Below are 19,480 nucleotides of genomic sequence, written 5' to 3'. Positions count from 1 at the left end.
TTTGATGAGATTATGTCGATTCGTCAATTTCAAGCACAACGTATGCAAGCCCCTCGTGATTTTATAGCCATTCCCAATTCGCCGATTTGCGTTGAGATTGGAGCAGGAAAAGGTAAACATGCCTTAATGTTTACTGGGCAAAATCCGCACACCACGTTGTATGCAATTGAGCGAACCAAAGAAAAATTTGTGGCAATGCAGAAACAGCATCAATTAGAACCACGCGAGCATTTAAATCCGATTCATGCAGATGCACTCCCTTGGGTAGTGCATGCCTTATTCCCTGCACAAGTTGAACAATTTTTTATTCTCTATCCAAATCCAGAACCGCATAATCCAGCGCAGCGTTGGCTCAATATGCCTTTCTTCGAGTTTCTACTTTCCCGTCTTCAACCGAATGGTACGATTACACTGGCAAGTAATATCCCTGAATATATCGATGAAGCGGAACAGCAGTTGATTGAATTGTGGAAACTACCGCATGAAAAGCAAAAAATTGCAGCGGATTCTGCCCGAACGCATTTTGAAATTAAGTATTTAGAGCGCGGTGAGTTGTGCCAACAGTTGATCATTCGAAAACCAGAAGGCTATGCAACCCGCTTTGATGATTTTGAACCGTTACAAGGTCAAAACGCTCAAGAGCAAGCTGATGCCTAAGCGTGTTGCGATTATTGGTGCAGGCCCAGCAGGATTAATGGCTGCTGAAGTTCTAAGCCAATATGACTATGAAATTGATGTGTTTGAACAAAAGCCTTCGGCGGCACGTAAGTTTTTAATGGCGGGCAAAACAGGCTTAAACATTTCACATGCTGAGCCTGTCGATAGGTTTATACAACGTTATGATCAGGCAGAATGGCTGGGTCCTTGGGTGAAGCAATGGGATGCGCAGTGGATTCAGAACTGGATGCAAGGACTTGGGATCGAATCTTATATCGGTAGCTCTGGTCGAATTTTCCCGATTGAAATGAAAGCTGCACCCTTACTTCGTGCATGGTTAAAACGCTTAATGACCGATGGGGTGAAGTTCCACTATCGTCATCGTTGTGTGGATTTATCTGAAAATCAACTCACGATTGAGAACCAAACCCAGCGCTTTAGTGCAGCTTATGATGCGATTATTTTGGCCTGTGGCGCAGTATCATGGTCGCAGTTAGGCAGTGATGGTGCATGGCAGCAATGGCTGGCTTCAGGTGCGATTGAGCCTTTCCAAGCCAGTAATGCTGGCGTGCTTAAAACATGGTCGCCGTTCATGCAAGCGTGTTTCGGTCAGCCGCTGAAGCGAGTCAATGCATGGGTGCAATCCGAACAGCAAACACATGGCGATATCATCATTACTCACTACGGCTTAGAAAGTGGTGTGATTTATAAACTCGGTCGTGATTTAAGAGCACAATTGTCGCAACAGCGGAATCTACAATTACATCTGGACCTACTGCCCGATGTCAGTATTGAACAATTACAACAAAAATTACAGGGCAATAAAAAGCAATCTCTCACCAATCTTTGGCGTAAAGCGGGTTTAGATCAGGTCAAAATTAATCTGCTGCGTGAAGTTGTTGCAAAAAGCCTATGGTCTGATGCCAAATACATGGCACAGCAGATGAAGCAACTCAGTATTGCTTTAGATGGCTTCCGTCCAATCGAAGAGGCGATTAGCTGTGCAGGTGGGGTCAAGCAAAGCGCTGTATCACCACAACTGCAATTGCAGTCCAATCCTTATGTCTTTTGCTGTGGTGAAATGTTGGACTGGGATGCACCAACAGGGGGATATTTGCTGACGGCTTGTTTCGCGACGGGGCGTGCAGCGGGAGAAGGGGTCAATATATTTATCAAATGATAAAATTAGTTAAAATACTTGCATAAAAATAATCTAAATTAATTTATGAAGAGGGCATATGAATATTGAGCCGACTGTAGAAACAAAAGACAACGAGATCATCAAACCATTTCAACTGAGCAACTTATTTCATTTGTTTTTTCAACCGAAAAAATTCTTTTCTCAGTCTACGGTTTACCATCATAGAAGTATTATTTTTGCAGCTTATCTGATTGGTATCGTTGCGGTCATGGATCGGGTAGATCAAAAATTATTAAATGCAGAAACAAGTGGCATTAGGCCATTGATCGACTGGATTACGGAATCATGGTTGAGTTACTGGTTATGGGTGTTGGTTGCCGGTATTATTTCAGCAGCGATTGCGTGGTTGATTCAGGGTTGGTGGTATAAAAAAAGATTGCAGTTTTCAGGTGCCAAAGAGGCTGATCCACAACTTGCTCGACACGTGTATGTACTGCAATCCTTGGTCTTTGTATTGCCGATTGTGATTACAACGGCGATCCAAACATTTTTATATCCAAATTATTTTGAAGCCTATAACCAATCTACAATTTTAGGATTTATTCCAGTTCCATTTTTATTCTTGTCGTGTTGGGTGAGTTATCACGGGGCTACACAAGTGTTTCTTACCAATGGATGGGCAAAGTTTTGGTTTTTAGGTCTGCCGATCTTTTTCTATATTTTAATCATTGGCGCATTTACTGCCCTCATCAGTTGAGTTGAAAAGGGCTGTGTAATTTTCCTCAAATCTCGTCATATTTCTTAAGCAGATTTGCCTTGTTATGCAGCGTTTAAAAATGCTAATTTTGAGTAAATGTTCATTTGGAATAGGGATATGTCTCAAGCTTCACCCGTATATCGTGGTAGCTGCTTATGTGATGGGATTCATTATGAAATTCATGGTGAAATCGGTGAGATCATACAATGCCATTGTCAGCGCTGTCGTAAAGCCAATGGTACGGCTTATGCAACCAATGCACCAATCAGTAGTGCAGATTTTAAAATTACTCAGGGTGAGCATCTAGTTAAAAAATTTGCTGCATCGGGCGTGTATCGCTGGTTTTGTGGCGAATGTGGCTCCCCGCTGATCAGTTCGCGGGATGCGCAGCCAGAATTACATCGTTTAAGAATCGGGACTCTGGATACGCCTTTGCAGCAAAAACCGAGCATGCATATTTTTGCGGCTTCTAAAGCCGAATGGGATTGTATTGCCGATGATTTACCGCAATATGCTGAACGTCCCTAAATTGGACGTGTTGTTATCATGATTTTTGAAACGTCTGATTTAGATGCCAATGAAATCTATCGCTTGTTGGTTGGGGGGATTACCCCTCGACCGATCGCATGGATCAGTACCCTGTCGACAGATGGGGTTGCCAATATTGCCCCATATTCCTTCTTTAATGTGGCCAGCTGTAATCCACCTATTCTGTGGTATTCACAAGTGAATCCAAGAAATGGGCAGGATAAAGATACCATCAGAAATTTAATTGCGACCAAAGAATGTGTGGTGCATATTGCCAATACAGCCTTATTGGAACAGATGAATTTATCCTGTGCTTTATTGCCCCCTGAGCAAAGCGAATTTGATTTTGCTGAGATTGAATCTGAACCCAGCCATGCAGTTGCAGCGTTAGCGGTAAAGCATGCGCCTGTTCGCTACGAATGCCAGTTAAGGGAAGTCATTCAACTGAGTACGCTTCCATTAGGTGGAACAGTGGCTTTGCTGGATGTGAAATCAATTTATGTCGATGACCGTTTGTGGAATGGTCAAATGATTGATCAGCAGCAACTTCAGAGTGTCGGCAAAATGGGTGGAGATTTTTATAGTTTAACGACAGATTTACGAAAATTGTCGCGTCCTTGAATCTTAAAAAATGAAAGAAAAAAGGAGGTATTAAGCCTCCTTTTTATTTTGTAATAATCGCTTTAGCTAAAGACTTAATCATGATGAAGTTTGACTTGTGATGTGACAACGCGTGAATCCCAGTGACACATGATTTCTGTTACTGCTGCATCTAAACAATCACCAGAAACTCCATCACGCGCTAGTACGGATATGCCAAGTAAAAAGCTATATAGGCTAGTCGCATAAGCATCGATATTCGTATCAGCTGTTAATTCACCTGTATCCACAGCACGTTGAACGCATTGCGTAAATCTATCGTGAGTTGTTAGGCGATGCTGGGTTAAGAGTTGTTGAATATGGATATTTTCGGGGGAACAGGTCGCCGTTGAAACAACCAATAAACAACCTTTTGGATGACTGGATTCAGTTTGCATTTTCACGGATTGGCGCAGGGTCCGTTCAATTGCTTCTCTTGCTGCAAGACTTTCATCCCAGAGACTGTTCGTGACCTGACCATGCGTTGCGATGTAATACTCAATGACTTCTCGGAATAATTCCTCTTTGGAACCAAAGGCAGCATAGAAGCTAGGAGCACTGATACCACTGCCAATATTGGCTTTGAGTAGGGCTAAGGATGTCGAGTCATATCCGTATTGCCAAAATAGATGCATGGCCTGCTGAATTGCTTGATCACGTTCAAAGGTCCTAGGTCGGCCCATTTGTGCCATTTGGAACTCCTCTTTTAATGATATATATACTAGTCGATACAAAAGTCGTTGACAAGGTTTCTAGGGAGGCTTACATTTATATCGATCGATACATATGTTGGTGGGTGCTTAGGTCTTTTAATCTCATTGGTGCTTTTGGTGCTTGTGGATTGATATCAATGAGTTTGTAGATCGCTGAATCCCCGTTTAACCCTAAAATAGGAATTTTCATAATGAATAAGACACTCACAGGAAAAGTTGCACTGGTTACTGGTGGAAGTCGAGGTATTGGTGCAGCTATTGCTCGTATGCTTGCGAAACACGGTGCAGATGTGGCGATTACTTATAGTCGTTCGGAGCAACAAGCTGAGGCTGTCGCTACAGAAATTCGTGCATTGGGTCGACGTGCTGAAGTGATTACAGCGGACGCCGTTGATGCAACACAGGTTATAGCTGCAGTTGATACCACTGTGAGCAGACTTGGACGATTGGATATTCTAGTCAACAACGCGGGTAATTTTCTGACGGGGCAGATTGATCAGCTCACACTTGATGATTATGACCAGACCATGTCTGTCAACTTACGTGCAGTGTTTGCTGCGACCATGCAGGCAAGCAAGTATTTGCCTGATGATGGGCGCATTATTTCGATTGGCAGCTGTCTTGCATCAAGGGCAAGTCGTGAAGGGATCAGTTTATATGCAACCAGTAAAGCTGCCTTGGTGGGTTTGACTAAGGGGGTTGCACGAGATCTGGGCAAGCGCGGCATTACAGTCAATCTTGTCCAACCAGGACCAACCGATACCGATATGAATCCTGCTGATGGATCACATGCTGACGCCGCACGAGCGACTTTGGCATTGGCTGATTATGGGCATCCCGATGATATTGCCGCAACTGTGCTTCATCTGGTGGGTGAAAGCGGGCGTTATATTTCAGGTGCAGTGATTGATGTGGATGGGGGTTTTAATGCCTGAACAGGCGACATAGAAAGAATTTTGATAAATCAAAGCGATAAAAAAAGGAGGTTAAACCTCCTTTTTCTTATTTTGCAGTAAGTGCTTCACCTTCAAACTTAACGCCATTCCAGCCATGTTGCATAAACTGGCGGATATTTTGATGGTCGGTGGCTTCTGGCGTTGCCAATACAGACGCATAATGCTCCGCAAATAAACTGAGCGTATCCGCTTGATTCAAGCCTTCAATTTTGGCAAAGCTGAGTACTTTGGCACTGCCTTGATTTTCAGTCGCAGCATTCAATTGTGCGCCATTCTGAAAGGCGGTTGGCGTATGTTGATAACGTGCTTCGATAAATGCCAATACATCTGCAAATTTTGCCGTGCCATCTTTCAGTTGTGCCAATAAGCTTTGAGCCATTTTTAAAATTCCATGTTGAGTGTATCAATGTCAGCATCATAACATTGAAACTACAGAATAGAAGCTGGGAGCGATTTGAACTAGACGTCGTCGACTCAGCGGTTTATGCTCAAACAGAACATTAATCTATTGAATAATAATGAATAGACATCGTTTAAAGTTATCAACTTCCAACGCTTTACTTCGCCTTTTAGCGCCTATTTTAAGTTGTGGTTTGCTGTTACGACTGCGTCGTATGATCATGCGACGGCTTCCTTTTCTGCGCTTACAGAGTCAGGTCCGCAATGTGGTGTATTTATCTTGGTTGGTCGATGTCGAACAAGTCCGGCAGCGTTATCCAAGCCCTGTTGTTTTATGGGAAAAGCAGGGAAAAACCATCTTTACCATTTTGACTTATCAGCATCAGCATTTTGGATTCAGTTTCTTGGGCAAATTACGTAAATTAATGCCTTCACCCAGACAAAGTAACTGGCGTTTTTATCTGGATCACTCACAGCCAAAGACCGTGATCTTTGAACAGGTCATGGTTGACCAAGCATTGTATGTTTTCGGTGGTCGTCTGGCCAGCGATGTAATGCCAGCACAATATGCATCGACATTTCAGCATCAACGGGCAGAGCACCTGATTCATACTGAAATGAGTGTTGATGAGGATTATTCCTTGAGCAGTGATGTGCAGATGATCAAGGAAAAGCAATTACCTGATGCATGGCAGCCGTTATTTTGCTCTTGGGATGATGCTGTTGAGTTCTTGGTCGATCAAGACCATGCATGGGCGGAATGGGTGGACCAACCAACTCGAATGTCGCAGGGAGATATTCAGATGCCTGTACAGTTCCAGCACATTCAAGCGGCTAAGATTTTGAGCTTGCAGGCTCCTCAATTGTTGCAACAATTCGGTTTAGATCATGATGCAGAAGCTTTTGCTTTTGTGATTCCAGCACTGGATTTTGATGTGCTTGGCGAGCAAGTTTTATTTAAAACGATATAAATTGTGGATAACTTTATGTTTATACACAGTTGCTTGCAGCTTAAAAACGCAGTTGAGTTGTCTAAAAATTATGTTATTTTAGAACAAAGGAGATGGCATTCCTCCTATTACAAACCGCCACTGTGGCTAATGATGCCTACGTTACCCTGAACAGGGGGCGTAGGTTCGTGCGTGCTCTGTTCCAATTTTGGAGTTCGCAGATGAAAAATAATCAAAAAAACGTTGATCTATCCATGTTAAATGTCGCTTTATCTCCTGCGCGATGTGTGGAGTAAGCCATGTATTATCCTTTACTCTCAATCGCGCTTGGCTCGGTTCTCGGCGCATGGTTGCGTTGGTTCTTGGGTTTAAAACTCAATCCAATTTTTCCCAATATTCCTTTAGGTACAGTCACCGTTAACTTTGTTGGTGGCTTTATTATTGGTTTTGCAATTTCTTATTTTTCTCAAAGTTCACTGAGTCCAAATTACAAACTATTTGTGATTACAGGCTTCTGCGGTGCATTAACCACCTTTTCGACCTTTTCTGCCGAGATTATTGCTTTATTACAAAGTGGTAAGTTGGGTTATGCCTGTGCAGCGATTCTGATTCATGTGATTGGCTCATTACTGTTTACCATTTTAGGCATGAGCTTGCATCAATGGCTGAGTGCTGCATAGCTTTGGAGTGATGACAATGAATGGATTTTTACTGAGTTTTTATACGGCACAAAATCGGACTTATCAGGGACAACCGATGAGTGAATGGTTGTTGGCCGTGGCGAAGCAGATGAATTTACTTGGTGCGACAGTATTGGCAGGCATGGAAGGAGTTGATCATCACGGCTTATTTCATTCGGCTAGTTTTTTTGAATTGGCGGATCGACCTGTGCAGATTCAGTTTGCGGTAAGCAATCAACAGGCGACTGAACTATTGGACTATTTAAATGACAAAGAAATTTCTTTGTTTTATGTCAAAACACCGATTGAATTTGGGGTGGTGGGGCAGGCCAAGCCGGATTCTTGAAAGTGAGGCATAAAAAAAGAAGTCTAAGTGGAGGAGAGATAGCCTTAGACTTCTAATGCTTACAGCCTAATGTGTGAAACTTAAATGAAAATTAAGCTTTACGGTTAAAGCGTGCAAAGCGTTTGTTAAAGCTTGCGACACGACCTTCATTGCTGGCTTGACGAACTTCACCTGTATAAAACGGATGCGAAGCACTGGAAATATCAAGGGTAACGTAAGGATAGACCTGACCTTGATATTCTTTAGTTTGTTTGGTTTGAAGCGTACTACCAATCAAGAAGTAAGCATCGGCATTGGTATCGTGAAACAAGACCTGTTGATAAGCCGGGTGGATATCTTTACGCATTTTGAATGACTCCTATTATTAATAGAAATGTTATAACATAACAATATATGCCGTCAATCTTATTCATTTCAAGTTTTTTTGGAATTTATTTGTAAGCAATGTATCAGCGAGTATGGAAAATGGAGCTTTGTACAAGCCATTTGATTTGTTAAATTAGCAGGGAGATATCGAGTATGAGCAAAAATAACAATGAGGATTAATTCTGACTCGCCTTTTTTCATTCCCGCATTCATTGTTTTTATTGCATTTTTCGCTTTAATGTATAAATGTACTTACTCTGAATCGAATATTAATCGAATAGAGCCTATCCTTAAAAATGATCTTGAGATTTTAGCGAAATTTGGACATATCACAGATTATAAAATCTATAAATCTACAGTTCTGTTTAATGACCATAAAACTAAAAATACATACATTTATCATTTGAAATTGTATGGTGAAAAGGACAAGGGAAAAGTCATCCTTAACGTGGATGAAAATCAGGAGAGTGCAGATTATCCTTATACAGTGCAAATTGACTAACTAAACATAGATGAACAGTTAAAAAGCCAATCATTTGATTGGCATTGTTATGACATTTAGTTCGGGACCAATTCTTCAAATAAATCGTTGAGATTGTCATGCACTTTGAGGTGAATCAGGTTCCAGTAATGTCCTGAAATGGTTCGGTTAACCATTAAGGTATCTGGAGAAGGCTTAAACACATCCCAGTATTTCAGGGATTTTTTCACTAATAGCATGCCATCGTGATGTGATGAGTTCTTGGCAAAGTCATAATGGGTACTTAATGGACGCAACAGGATTTCAATCCATTGGGTATACAGTTCAGTTGGGAATTTTTGTTTCTCAGCAATCGAATGCAGTTCGACCAGTAGATCTTCAACCTGAGCAATATCCTCTTGGCGGGCTGCATTGACCAGTGCTTTGAAGTGCTGAATGATTTCAGGTGAAAGGGTTTTAACGCTGCCATAATCATAAATAATCACGCTGCCATCTTCACGGAACGCAAAGTTGCCGGGATGTGGATCACAATGGAAACGTTTCAAGAAAAACATTTCCTGTCCTAAAGCACGAATCAGACGACGACCAATTTGATTACGCGTTTCAACTGACCATGTGCTGGCAGTTTCAATCGATTCACCCTGTTCAAGACTGAGCGTGAGTACCCGACGTGATGAAAAGTCTTTATAGACAGTTGGGATGATGATCTGATCATCCAGCTTTTCATGGAAGGTTTTAAACACTTCTAAGTTTTGTGCTTCGATTTCATAATTTAGTTCGGCCGATAAGCTGTCTTGGATTTCCTGAAACAATTGATCTTGCAGCTTCTTATCAATCTTCAATACACCCATTAAGCGTAAAGCCAGACGAACCTGTTTTAAATCACTTTCACAGGCTTGATCCACCCCAGGATATTGCACTTTCACCACCACAGCCTGACCGTCTGGCAGTACTGCACGATGCACCTGACCAATCGAGGCAGCAGCAAAAGGTTCAGTCTCAAACGAGCTAAAAATCTGGTTTAACGGTTTGCCCAACTCTTTTTCAACTTGTTGCTGAATTGCAGCAAAAGGCATGGCAGGGGCTTGACGTTGCAGTTTGGCAATCGCCTTCGCGACTTCTGGTGGGAAGATGTCTTTATATTGCGAAGCAATTTGCCCGACTTTCATCACCGCACCTTTCATCTCACCTAAGGTGTCGGCAATTTGTAAGCCGATGTCTTGGAACAATTTGCTGCGAGCAGCATTTTTTTGTTCTTCATCTGCGGTGAGATTACGAATGGAGTTGGCAACGCTTTTGCTGGCAATACTTGCGGTCATACCAGCCAGTTTTAAAAAACGCTTACTGGGAGAGCTTGCATGTTTTGCCATATGGACTTGACCTCGGGTGATCCAGTTTCAACGTGATGCTTTGATCATAGGCGACAAAACTTAAATTGCCTATACCAAAATGTTAAGTGATGTAAGTATGCTGTGAAGGGGGGAAATGGAGGTATTGAATGAGAGGATGAGTTTGAGAGCAGCATCCATGCTGCCCTGAATCAATAACGCTCAATGCGAGTTAATTTTTATGTATTGAGGGCACGCTGTGCCAAACGTTTATTGTTCAAATATAAACGGCCGATTAGCAGTACACAGGCAATGCTTAAACCGATAATCAGGCCGAGCCAGACACCCGCAGCGCCCCAAGCCGTATAGCGAGCCAGATACAAACCAATCGGGAAGGCTACCACCCAATACGCCATTAAGGTGATCCACATTGGCGCTTGCGTGTCTTGCATGCCACGTAAACAACCTGCGGCACTGACCTGCCAAGCATCCATCAGCTGATAAGCCATCGCGAACCAAAGCAGATACATCGCCACTGGAATCACATCGATATCCGTGGTGTAAATCGCCACGATATAGGGACGTGCAAGCGCAATCAAGGTCATGGTGAAGGCAGCAAAGATCGTAGCGGTGATCAATCCCACGATTTGTACTTGTCGCATCGCGTGCCAGTTTTGTTCGCCATAATACATGCCAACACGAATCGTCAAGGCAATGGCTAAGGACAGCGGAATCATAAACAGCTGTGAGGTGACTGAAATGGCAATCTGATGGGCTGCAATGGCATTTTCACCGAGCGGACCCAGTACAATCGCCCCAGTACTGAAAATACTGACCTCAAAGAATACGGCGAGGCCAATCGGTAAACCTAGTTTTAAAATGCGTTTGATCCACTCGGGATCAAGTTTTTCCCACTTGGTGAAGATCGGCGCCTGTTGATAGGCTTTGGCTTTGGAAATATAAATCGCCAAAGTGATAAACATCAACCATTGCAAGATTGCTGTTGCAAAACCACAACCTGCGCTGCCTAGTGCAGGAATTGGCCCAAAGCCATACATAAAGATAAAGTTCAGCGGAATCAAGACCAGTAAGGCAATCAAGCTAATGGCTGTGACAGGACGTGGGTGCCCCAATGCTTCAGAATAACTGCGTAGTGCGGCATACATCATCACTGCAGGCATACCAAAGCCAATCGCATGTAAGAACAGACTTGCTTTCGGGATTAAGCTTTCAGGCACACCAAGCAGGGGGAGAAACATGGGCATACATTGTAGAATTAGCATCGCAACGATACCGAGAATCACCGCAACCCATAAAGACTGACGGGCAATGGTTGGAATTTTTTCGGGTGTTCTTGCACCACGCGCCTCAGCAACCAAAGGTGTGGTGGCCAACATGATTCCAGCAAAGAGCAGCATGACGGGAATCCACAATCCAACACCGACTGCAATCGCAGCCAGATCCGTAGCAGAAAGATGACCTGCCATAATGGTATCGATTAAACCTAATCCAGCTTGGGCAAACTGTGTAATTAGAATTGGAAACATCAAATGAAATAGCTGTTTGAGTTCAAAGCGCTTGGTTGTGGCATGGGACACAAAAAATACTCTTATTAAAATGAGGGAGAATTAGCGTTGTAGTGTGAATAACACACCAATAAAAATCACAATACTACCGAGTAGGCGTTGCCAGTTAATTGGTGTTTTGTCTGTACCTAACCAGCCAAAGTGGTCGATGAGCATGGAAATCACCAATTGTCCAAAAATCACTAAACCTGAAAAAGTTAAAAATCCGAGTTTGGGTGCAGTATAAATGCTCATACTGATTGCATAAACCCCAAGACATCCGCCTAACCAGAGAAACCATGGAATTTGTGAAAGTTCAGTTAAACTGGGTTTTTCTGCACCTTGGAAATAAACCAACAGGGCTAGAATAATCGTCCCAATCAAAAAGGAAAGTAAGGCGGCTTGTAGGGGAGAATTCAGATACTCGCGAAGTTGTGCATTGATTGCCGTTTGAAAGGCCATTGCAATTCCAATCCCTAAAGCAAGCGGCAGAATAAATAGCAATTGGCTGGAAATTTTCATCATATTATCGGTCTAATTGTTCTTTATGTTTTTTCAGTCTAACTGAATCCGTAGGGGATGATAAGTTGTATCCCGTATTGAAGCTGCAACTGTACCGAGTCGAGTCATGTTAAAATAGTCAGGTTCTATCATTGAGCTTGTATTTTGAGTCTGTTAAATCCTGCAAATATCCCACTGTCCTTGTATATCCATATGCCGTGGTGTGTACGTAAATGTCCTTATTGTGACTTTAACTCGCACGCCGTTCCTGATGGGCAATTATCACTGGATTTGGAACAGCAATATTTGGCTGCACTGGTGGCTGACTTTGAGACACAGGTTGAAATGGCACAAGGCCGATCGATTCATAGTGTGTTTATTGGTGGGGGTACGCCGTCACTGATTTCTGCACAAGGTTATCAATGGTTATTTGATCAACTCAAAGCACGTTTAGACTTTGAAGCCGACTGTGAAATTACACTGGAAGCCAACCCGGGTACGGTGGAACATGATCCATTTGCCGATTATCTGGCAGTGGGGATTAATCGTTTATCGTTGGGCGTGCAAAGTTTTGATCCAGACCACTTACAGCGTCTTGGTCGTATCCACTCAGCCAATAATGCACTGGATGCAATTCAACAGGCGCGTCAGGCGGGCTTTGAGCGCGTTAATGTCGATCTGATGCATGGTTTACCCCAACAAAGTGAAGAACAGGCCTTAACCGATCTGAGATTGGCTGTGGAGCAGGGTGCAACGCATATTAGCTGGTATCAACTGACCATTGAACCGAATACTGTTTTCTTTAGAACACAACCAGTATTGCCACAAGACGAAGTTTTGGAGCATATTCAAGAACAAGGTGAAGCATATTTAAAAGCCAATGGTTATGTGAATTATGAAGTTTCAGCATGGCGCAAAGAACAGCCATCGGCGCATAACTTAAATTATTGGCAATTTGGTGATTATTTGGCGATTGGTGCAGGGGCGCATGGCAAAGTCACCCGACCAGACGGGATTTATCGTTTTCAGAAAACCCGTTTACCGAAAGATTATTTAGCCAAAGTGCCTGCTGAACATGTGCAAATGAAACGGATTGAAGCAGATGAATTGCCTTTTGAATTTATGATGAATGCTTTGCGTTTAAATCAAGGTGTAGCTGCTGACACTTATACTCAGCGCACTGGACTTGAATTGGATGATTTGAGCGATACACTGGATCAGTTACGTGAGAAAAAATTATTGCTGGCAGATATGAATCGAATTGCCTGTACTGAGCAGGGGCATATCTTTTTAAACTCGGTTTTAGAGAAATTTTTATAATTAAATGATTGTAATGCTTTAAGCAAGGATGCTTAAAGCAATTCAAATGAGTCTGTCATTTTTCTGAAAGAAATTGAGCAGACAATAAAAAAGCCTCATCAATGATGAGGCTTTTTAGAATTTGGTGGGTCGTCCGCGATTCGAACGCGGGACCAACGGATTAAAAGTCCGCTGCTCTACCAGCTGAGCTAACGACCCTGAGCGAGGATAAGTAAAACAACGTTTTACCTGAGCGCAAGAGAAAATCTATGATTTTCTGTAGCTTAACCTCTTACAGGCATTTGTAAAATACATTTTACAAACTATCAAAACATTATATGGTGGGTCGTCCGCGATTCGAACGCGGGACCAACGGATTAAAAGTCCGCTGCTCTACCAGCTGAGCTAACGACCCATAAGCAAGTGTTTAAACATGCCACACAATTAAAACTAATTTGTTCTAAATGCGTCTTCGTTTTGATGTTGCGTATTCTAGCAACTTATTCAGCTAACACAAGAGGAAATTTAAAAACATGTGCATGATTGTTTATAAAAAGCACGATTTCCTCTTGTTTAGCTAAAAAATAAACTAGAAACGGTATTGATAGCTTTGAATATTATCAAAGATCTCAGTATTTACATCACTATAGCTGCTTGCACCTGGTAATAAAACCAGTAAACGTTCAGAAGTTTTGCTTGGATTAAAGCCGTCTTCTTTCAGTTTATTCTTCTGGTATTTAAATGTACCTGTGGTTTCAACTTTCTCTTGAACACGTAAGAAAACAGGAATGGCATAAGACGGTAAGCACTTTTTAAACACATTGACCATGTCGCTTAAATCTACTTCATTGAGTTCTGCACCATCAACCAAAGTAATCGCTGCCATACCTGCGCGACCATTGGTATTTGGAATTTCCACGCCATAAACTACAGCCTCTACGATCTTTTCATATTCGCAGACCATATTTTCAACTTCTGTGGTTGAAACGTTTTCACCTTTCCAACGGAAAGTATCTCCCAGACGGTCCACAAACTGCGCATGGCGGAAACCAATATCACGAACCAAGTCACCGGTGTTGAAATAGGAATCACCTTGAGTAAACACATCTTTCAAGATCACCGATTTGTTCTTTTCTGGGTCAGTATAGCCATCGAAAGGTGAACGGCTGGTGATTTTGCCAATCAGCAAGCCCACTTCACCGGTCTTTACTTTCTTGCAGTGACCTTTCTTATCGCGGACCAGTTCATTCTTTTCTTTGTCGAATTCAACGATCGCATATGGCGTTGGAGAGAAGCCAACCGTATTGTCAAAGTTGAAGATGTTGCTAAAACCAACGTTGCCTTCACTTGATGCATAAAGTTCAAGTACTTCTTCAACACCAAAACGCTCTTTGAATTTTCCCCAGATATTTGGGCGCATGCCATTACCAATCATCTTGGTCACACGATGTGCACGATCTTCTTCGGTCACGGGTGCATCGATGAGGTAACGACACAGTTCACCGACATAACCAATCGCAGAGGCATTGAATTTCTGTACATCTTTCCAGAATGCGCTGGTTGAATACTTACGACGTACCGCAAGTGTGGCACTGCCTGCAATTACACCACACCAGCACACGACGACACCTGTTGCATGGTAAAGCGGAAGGGTGACATACATCACGTCATCTTTGCCTAGATTCAGGATATGACCATAGGTGCCATAAGCGAGCGTCCAGCGACTATGTGTGAAAATAACTGCTTTTGGTAAGCCCGTAGTGCCTGAGGTATAGATATAGAACAGTCCATCTTTACCTGTCACGGTACGTGTGGTGGATGGATTGAATTTTGGAAACTGGTCAATTTGTTGGGCAAGATTCACATAGCCTTGCGGTGCTGTACCTGCATGCTTACGCGTTTCTTGATCCGCAAACCAGTGGAAACGATCTTGAGCGACCTTTAAATCTTGGCGCGCTTCATCAATTGCAGCGCGAACTTCTTCACCTGCAATGACCGCAATTGGATTGACCAGATTAATACTGTGTGCAAGTACCTTACCGACTTGTGAGGTATTCACAAGCGCAATCGTGACCCCAATTTTTGCCAAAGCAACGATCGAGGCAATCAGTTCAGGACGGTTTTCAACCATCACTGCAATCACATCACCTTTCTTTGCCCCAAGCGATAAGTAGTAATGTGCAATCTGGTTTGCCCACTCATTGAGTGCCTGGTAACTATAGCTTTGATCTTCAAATAACAATGCGATGCCTTGAGGGTTACGCTTGACTGCTTTTTCAAAGGCAATGCCTAAACCAGCAGGAGATGTTGGCGTTCGCAAATATGCTTGTTTAAGACCATTGAGGATATGAGGTACTTTAGTGATGAAGTTAGGAAGTCGAGTAGCGACATCACCAAGGGTAATAATATCGGTCTGCGTAGTTTGGCTCATATCAATCCTATTTATTTTTCGATCAATCCAAGAAATGGCTATCCGTTAGAACACAACCATTCACACCATTTTGTTAATGCTGTTTTGTAATGGTAAGTGCCTAGAGCAATCAACCTAATTTGACAAAATAACAAAAAAGCCTAGTCATCGAAATGACTAGGCTTCGCCTTATTGAGTGCAATTTAGCAAATTACTCACTCAGCTGTGGTCTTTTTTGGTGGACGTCCGCGTGGACGGCGAGGCGGGCGGTTTGATTTCTCTTTTTCCGCTTTCGCTGCTTCATCATCCAATTCTGCTTCTGTCGCAGTTGTCGCTTGTTCAGCTTTTTCAACAGTTTGAGCAGGTTCAGTAACTTCTGCAACAGCTTCGGTTACGGTTTCAACTTCAGCAACCACAGCAGGTTCGACTGCTTCAACCTCAACTGGTGCAACTTCTGCTACAGTCTCTGTACTGGCAAGTTCTAAAGGTTGTTGCTCTGGTGCAGTTGCTGCTTCAACGACTACCGCATCATCTGCTTGTTTCACTTCTTCTTTCGATTCAGTCGTTTCTACAGGAGCTGGCGTTGCATTTGAGGCAACATGTGCTTCTTTTGCCTGCTCCGCAGCCATTTTTGCTAAACGACGACGTTCACGCGGGTCATTAGCAACACGAACTGCCGCTGCATCCGGTGGTGTTAATGCTAACACGGGTGCAGGTTCAGCTTCTTCAGTTGGCTTCTGAGTCGGAAGTTCAGCATCACGTGTGACAGGACGCTTGTCTTCTTTAACGACGGTTTCAGTCACTAAACTACTTGCATATTGTTCAGCGAACTTTTGTAAAGCGCGGTTGAAGGTGGTGACTAAGCCGAATTGCTCTATCAGGATTGTGCAATCATCACCATAGACATGACGAATCAAGCTGCCCAACGTATATTGTCCCAACGTAGGTGTTTGCGACAGTGCAACTTTTACTGTAGCCGTTTTCGGTGCAGTTTGGTGGTTGCGCTGACGACGACGTGAACGTGGATCATTGCTGGCACGTTGTGCAGGTGCTTGTGCAGTTTCTTCAACAGCTACCTTTTCAGTAGTCGCTTGTTCTACTGGAGCTGGCGCAGGTGTTTCAACTTTTTCTACAACAGGTTTTGCTTTTTCTGCTTTAGCAGCTGGCGCTGTTGTCTGTTGTGGATTTAATGCAACAATTTCACTTTGACCTTGATCAATATTCACAACGAGCGCTGTGTTCATTGGTTCGCTGCGAGGTGCATCGACTACATCCACTTTGACTTGTTGTGGATTTACCACAGCTTCAGGTGCAGCCGTCGGTGCTTCATTTAACACACTCTGGTCACGATGGCGGTTTGGTCGATTTGGACGTTGTTGGTTACGGTCACGGCGTGGTAAAGGCGCAGACTCATTGCCTTGAGCAGCATCATGATGCTGTTGCTGGTTTTGAGATTCTTGTGGCTGTTGACGTTTTTGTTGACGTTTTAGCTCACGTTGCTCATGGCGCTGTTCTTGACGTGATAGTTGAACGACTTCTTCATGCACTTGAGCTTGTTGTTCATGCGCATGTGCATGTTGCTCACGTTGCTCTTTGTGCTTGCGCTTCTTCTGGTTTTGGTTTGGACGATGTGATTTCTCGTCTTTCTCAAAGCTTTCACGTGTTTCTTGTTTCACAGGGTTCTGTGAAATATAAGCATTGTTTGCAGTTGGCGCAGTAACTTCAGCGATTGCTGGTGTATTTACTTGGCCAAACTGACCACGGCTCACCGCACCGTTATTCACCATTTGTTCAATCGCGGCTGCTGCATTTTGTGCAGAACGAGATTGATCGGTGGTTTGTGCTTGTTTTTGAACAAATAAGTTCTCTAACCAAGCACAAGGACTTGCTGACTTTTGTGTGCTTGCTTGAGTTTGTTTAGCTTGCGCAGCATGTTGCTGAGCCGCTTTCTTCTGTGGTGCAGCAGCTTGGTTTTGTGCAGCAGGTGCATGGTGATGCTCTGCATCTTCTAAATGCCAGTCTGAAGATTCATAGCCCAGTTCTTTTTCGCTAGAACGGGTGGCTTCAGTACGTTCATAACTAGAAGGGGCGAAACCATCTGGATTGAACTGGATTTGGTAATGTGGTGTTTCCAAGTGCGGGTGAGGCAGCACAGTGACACGTACATTCGACGTTTGCTCTAAGTAAACTAGGCTGTGACGTTTTTCATTCAATAAGAAGGCTGCGATTTCAACAGGCACTTCGACTTGAACTTCACCTTGACGTTCACGTAAAGCAATTTCTTCAACCTTACGCATAATTGAAAGTGATAGTGAACGTAAGTCACGCACCATACCCGTGCCATGACAGCGTGGGCAAACGTAGCCAGTCGCTTCTTCTAACGAAGGGCGTAAACGTTGACGGCTCATTTCCATCAGACCAAAACGTGACAGTTGACCGAACTGAATACGTGCGCGATCACTTTGCGTTGCTTCACGTAATTTCGCTTCAACCATACGCTGGTTACGGTCTTTGGTCATGTCGATGAAGTCGATTACCACTAAGCCACCAATATCGCGTAAACGAAGTTGACGTGCGATTTCTTCGGCTGCTTCCAAGTTGGTATTGAGCGCCGTTTCTTCAACATCATGACCGCGGGTTGATTTCGCCGAGTTAATATCGATTGAAACCAAAGCTTCGGTCTGGTCGATGACGATTGAACCACCAGAAGGAAGTTTCACTTCACGTTCATAAGCCGTTTGGATCTGGCTTTCAATCCCAAAATGAGCAAATAGTGGCTCATTCAAGGTATAGGTTTTTAATTTGTCTAACTGACGTGGCATCACTGCTTTTACGAAGTTATAGGCTTCGTTATAGGCTTGCTCACTATCAATCAGGATTTCAGCCACATCATCACGTAAATAATCACGGATTGCACGTGTTACCACACCAGCCTCTTGATGAACCAACATTGGTGATGGACCAGAACCTGCTGAACCTTGGATTTGAGCCCAAAGGTCGAGTAAGTGTTGTAAGTCGAGTTGTAACTCTTCTTGGGTACGACCAATACCCGCGGTACGAACGATCACGCTCATGCCACGCGGTACATTTAACGAAGCTAAAATTTCTTTCAGTTCTTCACGCACTGAACCCGAAATTTGACGGCTGATACCGCCACCTTTTGGATTGTTTGGCATGAGGACCAAGTAACGACCCGCAAGTGAGATAAAAGTAGACAGGGCAGCACCTTTGTTGCCGCGTTCTTCTTTTTCAACTTGAACCAGTAATTCAGTGCCTTCAGTGATGAGTTCACGAATATTTGAAGTTTGACGAGGGTCTGCTTTGAAATACGAGTTTGCAATTTCTCGCATCGATAAAAAGCCTTGACGCTGTGCGCCGTACTCAACGAAAACCGCTTCTAAAGACGGTTCAACGCGAGTGACATGACCTTTATAGATATTTGATTTTTTTTGTTCGCGAGTACGATTCTCTAAATCGAAATCGTAAAGACGATTACCAGTGATAAGTGCAACGCGAACTTCTTCGGCGTGGGTTGCATTAATCAACATACGTTTCATGGGTGTGACACCTAATAGTGATGCACACAGACAACAAGCCCAATATTTTTGAGCAAACATCAAATTGGCGCGATCAAAACTCAGAAGCAACTTTGTGTAGGAAGCTCTGAAACCACTGACTGTAAATATCCAGCTGGGGTTTTGATACGGTTATTTCGATGTCGGCAATACTGCTTCAATCTTGAATCCGTTGATATTTCATGTATG

At 43.3% G+C, this 19,480-nt stretch carries 18 protein-coding genes, 2 tRNA genes and 1 riboswitch; of the genes, 10 read left to right on the top strand and 10 right to left on the bottom strand.

The genetic code is table 11. From position 1 onward, the window contains the following. Window positions 1–12 precede the first annotated feature (12 nt). The 5 genes from A7P55_RS06540 (at window position 13) to A7P55_RS06520 (ending at window position 3,704) form a co-directional block, all read left to right on the top strand. The gene (locus tag A7P55_RS06540; RefSeq protein ID WP_171551528.1) at window positions 13–657 is read left to right on the top strand and encodes an SAM-dependent methyltransferase; all 645 of its coding nucleotides are present in this window, start codon (window positions 13–15) and stop codon (window positions 655–657) included. Beyond that, window positions 650–1,837: a TIGR03862 family flavoprotein gene (locus A7P55_RS06535; protein ID WP_171551527.1), complete on the top strand. Its 1,188-nt coding sequence runs from the start codon at window positions 650–652 to the stop codon at window positions 1,835–1,837. Before A7P55_RS06540 ends, A7P55_RS06535 begins: the two co-directional genes overlap by 8 nt. Window positions 1,838–1,895: 58 nt before the next feature. After that, window positions 1,896–2,555, top strand: coding sequence for a hypothetical protein (locus A7P55_RS06530; RefSeq protein ID WP_171551526.1), 660 nt, complete (start codon window positions 1,896–1,898; stop codon window positions 2,553–2,555). Between the two features lie 117 nt (window positions 2,556–2,672). Further along, entirely contained in the window at window positions 2,673–3,083 is a 411-nt protein-coding gene (locus A7P55_RS06525) for a GFA family protein (RefSeq protein ID WP_171551525.1), read from the top strand. Window positions 3,084–3,101: 18 nt separating this feature from the next. Continuing rightward, window positions 3,102–3,704, top strand: coding sequence for a flavin reductase family protein (locus tag A7P55_RS06520; protein ID WP_171551524.1), 603 nt, complete (start codon window positions 3,102–3,104; stop codon window positions 3,702–3,704). Between the two features lie 74 nt (window positions 3,705–3,778). On the opposite strand, the gene A7P55_RS06515 is transcribed toward A7P55_RS06520, so the two are convergent. Further along, entirely contained in the window at window positions 3,779–4,414 is a 636-nt protein-coding gene (locus A7P55_RS06515; RefSeq protein ID WP_171551523.1) for a TetR/AcrR family transcriptional regulator, read from the bottom strand. A gap of 212 nt (window positions 4,415–4,626) precedes the next feature. On the opposite strand from A7P55_RS06515, the gene A7P55_RS06510 reads away from it, so the two are divergent. Then, the gene (locus tag A7P55_RS06510; RefSeq protein ID WP_171551522.1) at window positions 4,627–5,370 is read left to right on the top strand and encodes an SDR family oxidoreductase; all 744 of its coding nucleotides are present in this window, start codon (window positions 4,627–4,629) and stop codon (window positions 5,368–5,370) included. Between the two features lie 67 nt (window positions 5,371–5,437). Here the strand turns inward: A7P55_RS06510 and A7P55_RS06505 are convergent, their stop codons facing one another. Further along, window positions 5,438–5,770 (bottom strand): HopJ type III effector protein, encoded by a 333-nt coding sequence (locus A7P55_RS06505; RefSeq protein WP_171551521.1) that lies wholly within the window; start codon window positions 5,768–5,770, stop codon window positions 5,438–5,440. Between the two features lie 139 nt (window positions 5,771–5,909). On the opposite strand from A7P55_RS06505, the gene A7P55_RS06500 reads away from it, so the two are divergent. The 3 genes from A7P55_RS06500 (at window position 5,910) to A7P55_RS06490 (ending at window position 7,766) form a co-directional block, all read left to right on the top strand. Then, a complete protein-coding gene (locus A7P55_RS06500) occupies window positions 5,910–6,761 on the top strand; it encodes a DUF2071 domain-containing protein (RefSeq protein ID WP_171551520.1) in 852 nt (283 codons plus the stop codon). Window positions 6,762–6,840: 79 nt separating this feature from the next. After that, a riboswitch (Fluoride riboswitch) is annotated at window positions 6,841–6,907 on the top strand. Window positions 6,908–7,039: 132 nt separating this feature from the next. Beyond that, window positions 7,040–7,420, top strand: coding sequence for a fluoride efflux transporter CrcB (gene crcB, locus A7P55_RS06495; protein ID WP_004802433.1), 381 nt, complete (start codon window positions 7,040–7,042; stop codon window positions 7,418–7,420). Window positions 7,421–7,436: 16 nt separating this feature from the next. Continuing rightward, window positions 7,437–7,766 (top strand): DUF190 domain-containing protein, encoded by a 330-nt coding sequence (locus A7P55_RS06490; protein ID WP_171551519.1) that lies wholly within the window; start codon window positions 7,437–7,439, stop codon window positions 7,764–7,766. Window positions 7,767–7,857: 91 nt separating this feature from the next. Here the strand turns inward: A7P55_RS06490 and A7P55_RS06485 are convergent, their stop codons facing one another. The 4 genes from A7P55_RS06485 to A7P55_RS06470 form a co-directional block, all read right to left on the bottom strand. Next, window positions 7,858–8,112 carry a type B 50S ribosomal protein L31 gene (locus tag A7P55_RS06485; protein WP_004656092.1) on the bottom strand — a complete coding sequence of 85 codons (255 nt, stop codon included), beginning with the start codon at window positions 8,110–8,112 and terminating at the stop codon, window positions 7,858–7,860. A gap of 578 nt (window positions 8,113–8,690) precedes the next feature. Further along, the gene (locus tag A7P55_RS06480; protein WP_171551518.1) at window positions 8,691–9,983 is read right to left on the bottom strand and encodes an AarF/ABC1/UbiB kinase family protein; all 1,293 of its coding nucleotides are present in this window, start codon (window positions 9,981–9,983) and stop codon (window positions 8,691–8,693) included. 197 nt (window positions 9,984–10,180) lie between these two features. Further along, window positions 10,181–11,539, bottom strand: coding sequence for an MATE family efflux transporter (locus A7P55_RS06475; protein ID WP_354667318.1), 1,359 nt, complete (start codon window positions 11,537–11,539; stop codon window positions 10,181–10,183). Between the two features lie 30 nt (window positions 11,540–11,569). After that, window positions 11,570–12,031: a DMT family transporter gene (locus A7P55_RS06470; RefSeq protein WP_171551517.1), complete on the bottom strand. Its 462-nt coding sequence runs from the start codon at window positions 12,029–12,031 to the stop codon at window positions 11,570–11,572. Window positions 12,032–12,172: 141 nt separating this feature from the next. On the opposite strand from A7P55_RS06470, the gene hemW reads away from it, so the two are divergent. Then, window positions 12,173–13,327: a radical SAM family heme chaperone HemW gene (gene hemW, locus A7P55_RS06465; RefSeq protein ID WP_171551516.1), complete on the top strand. Its 1,155-nt coding sequence runs from the start codon at window positions 12,173–12,175 to the stop codon at window positions 13,325–13,327. A 122-nt stretch (window positions 13,328–13,449) separates the two neighbouring features. Here hemW and A7P55_RS06460 read toward each other — a convergent pair. The 4 genes from A7P55_RS06460 to A7P55_RS06445 form a co-directional block, all read right to left on the bottom strand. Further along, window positions 13,450–13,525: transfer RNA gene (locus A7P55_RS06460), tRNA-Lys, on the bottom strand. A gap of 120 nt (window positions 13,526–13,645) precedes the next feature. Then, window positions 13,646–13,721, bottom strand: a tRNA-Lys gene (locus tag A7P55_RS06455). A gap of 174 nt (window positions 13,722–13,895) precedes the next feature. Beyond that, window positions 13,896–15,737 carry a long-chain-acyl-CoA synthetase gene (locus tag A7P55_RS06450; RefSeq protein WP_171551515.1) on the bottom strand — a complete coding sequence of 614 codons (1,842 nt, stop codon included), beginning with the start codon at window positions 15,735–15,737 and terminating at the stop codon, window positions 13,896–13,898. A 194-nt stretch (window positions 15,738–15,931) separates the two neighbouring features. After that, entirely contained in the window at window positions 15,932–19,273 is a 3,342-nt protein-coding gene (locus tag A7P55_RS06445) for an Rne/Rng family ribonuclease (protein WP_171551514.1), read from the bottom strand. Window positions 19,274–19,480 lie beyond the last annotated feature (207 nt).

Origin of the sequence: Acinetobacter sp. Ac_5812, from assembly GCF_013072695.1 — a bacterium.
Lineage (GTDB): Bacteria > Pseudomonadota > Gammaproteobacteria > Pseudomonadales > Moraxellaceae > Acinetobacter.
The sequence above is the reverse complement of the archived record's forward strand: the minus strand, read 5'-3'. Positions and strand labels throughout refer to the sequence as shown.

Excerpts from the sequence above, each read along its gene's own strand:
- A7P55_RS06520 (WP_171551524.1), top strand. The coding sequence starts at position 3,102 with ATGATTTTTGAAACGTCTGATTTAGATGCCAATGAAATCTATCGCTTG.
- A7P55_RS06485 (WP_004656092.1), bottom strand. The coding sequence starts at position 8,112 with ATGCGTAAAGATATCCACCCGGCTTATCAACAGGTCTTGTTTCACGAT.
- A7P55_RS06535 (WP_171551527.1), top strand. The coding sequence starts at position 650 with ATGCCTAAGCGTGTTGCGATTATTGGTGCAGGCCCAGCAGGATTAATG.
- A7P55_RS06450 (WP_171551515.1), bottom strand. The coding sequence starts at position 15,737 with ATGAGCCAAACTACGCAGACCGATATTATTACCCTTGGTGATGTCGCT.
- A7P55_RS06505 (WP_171551521.1), bottom strand. The coding sequence starts at position 5,770 with ATGGCTCAAAGCTTATTGGCACAACTGAAAGATGGCACGGCAAAATTT.
- A7P55_RS06540 (WP_171551528.1), top strand. The coding sequence starts at position 13 with ATGTCGATTCGTCAATTTCAAGCACAACGTATGCAAGCCCCTCGTGAT.
- A7P55_RS06515 (WP_171551523.1), bottom strand. The coding sequence starts at position 4,414 with ATGGCACAAATGGGCCGACCTAGGACCTTTGAACGTGATCAAGCAATT.
- A7P55_RS06500 (WP_171551520.1), top strand. The coding sequence starts at position 5,910 with ATGAATAGACATCGTTTAAAGTTATCAACTTCCAACGCTTTACTTCGC.
- A7P55_RS06525 (WP_171551525.1), top strand. The coding sequence starts at position 2,673 with ATGTCTCAAGCTTCACCCGTATATCGTGGTAGCTGCTTATGTGATGGG.
- A7P55_RS06445 (WP_171551514.1), bottom strand. The coding sequence starts at position 19,273 with ATGAAACGTATGTTGATTAATGCAACCCACGCCGAAGAAGTTCGCGTT.
- A7P55_RS06510 (WP_171551522.1), top strand. The coding sequence starts at position 4,627 with ATGAATAAGACACTCACAGGAAAAGTTGCACTGGTTACTGGTGGAAGT.
- A7P55_RS06470 (WP_171551517.1), bottom strand. The coding sequence starts at position 12,031 with ATGATGAAAATTTCCAGCCAATTGCTATTTATTCTGCCGCTTGCTTTA.
- crcB (WP_004802433.1), top strand. The coding sequence starts at position 7,040 with ATGTATTATCCTTTACTCTCAATCGCGCTTGGCTCGGTTCTCGGCGCA.
- A7P55_RS06480 (WP_171551518.1), bottom strand. The coding sequence starts at position 9,983 with ATGGCAAAACATGCAAGCTCTCCCAGTAAGCGTTTTTTAAAACTGGCT.
- A7P55_RS06490 (WP_171551519.1), top strand. The coding sequence starts at position 7,437 with ATGAATGGATTTTTACTGAGTTTTTATACGGCACAAAATCGGACTTAT.
- A7P55_RS06530 (WP_171551526.1), top strand. The coding sequence starts at position 1,896 with ATGAATATTGAGCCGACTGTAGAAACAAAAGACAACGAGATCATCAAA.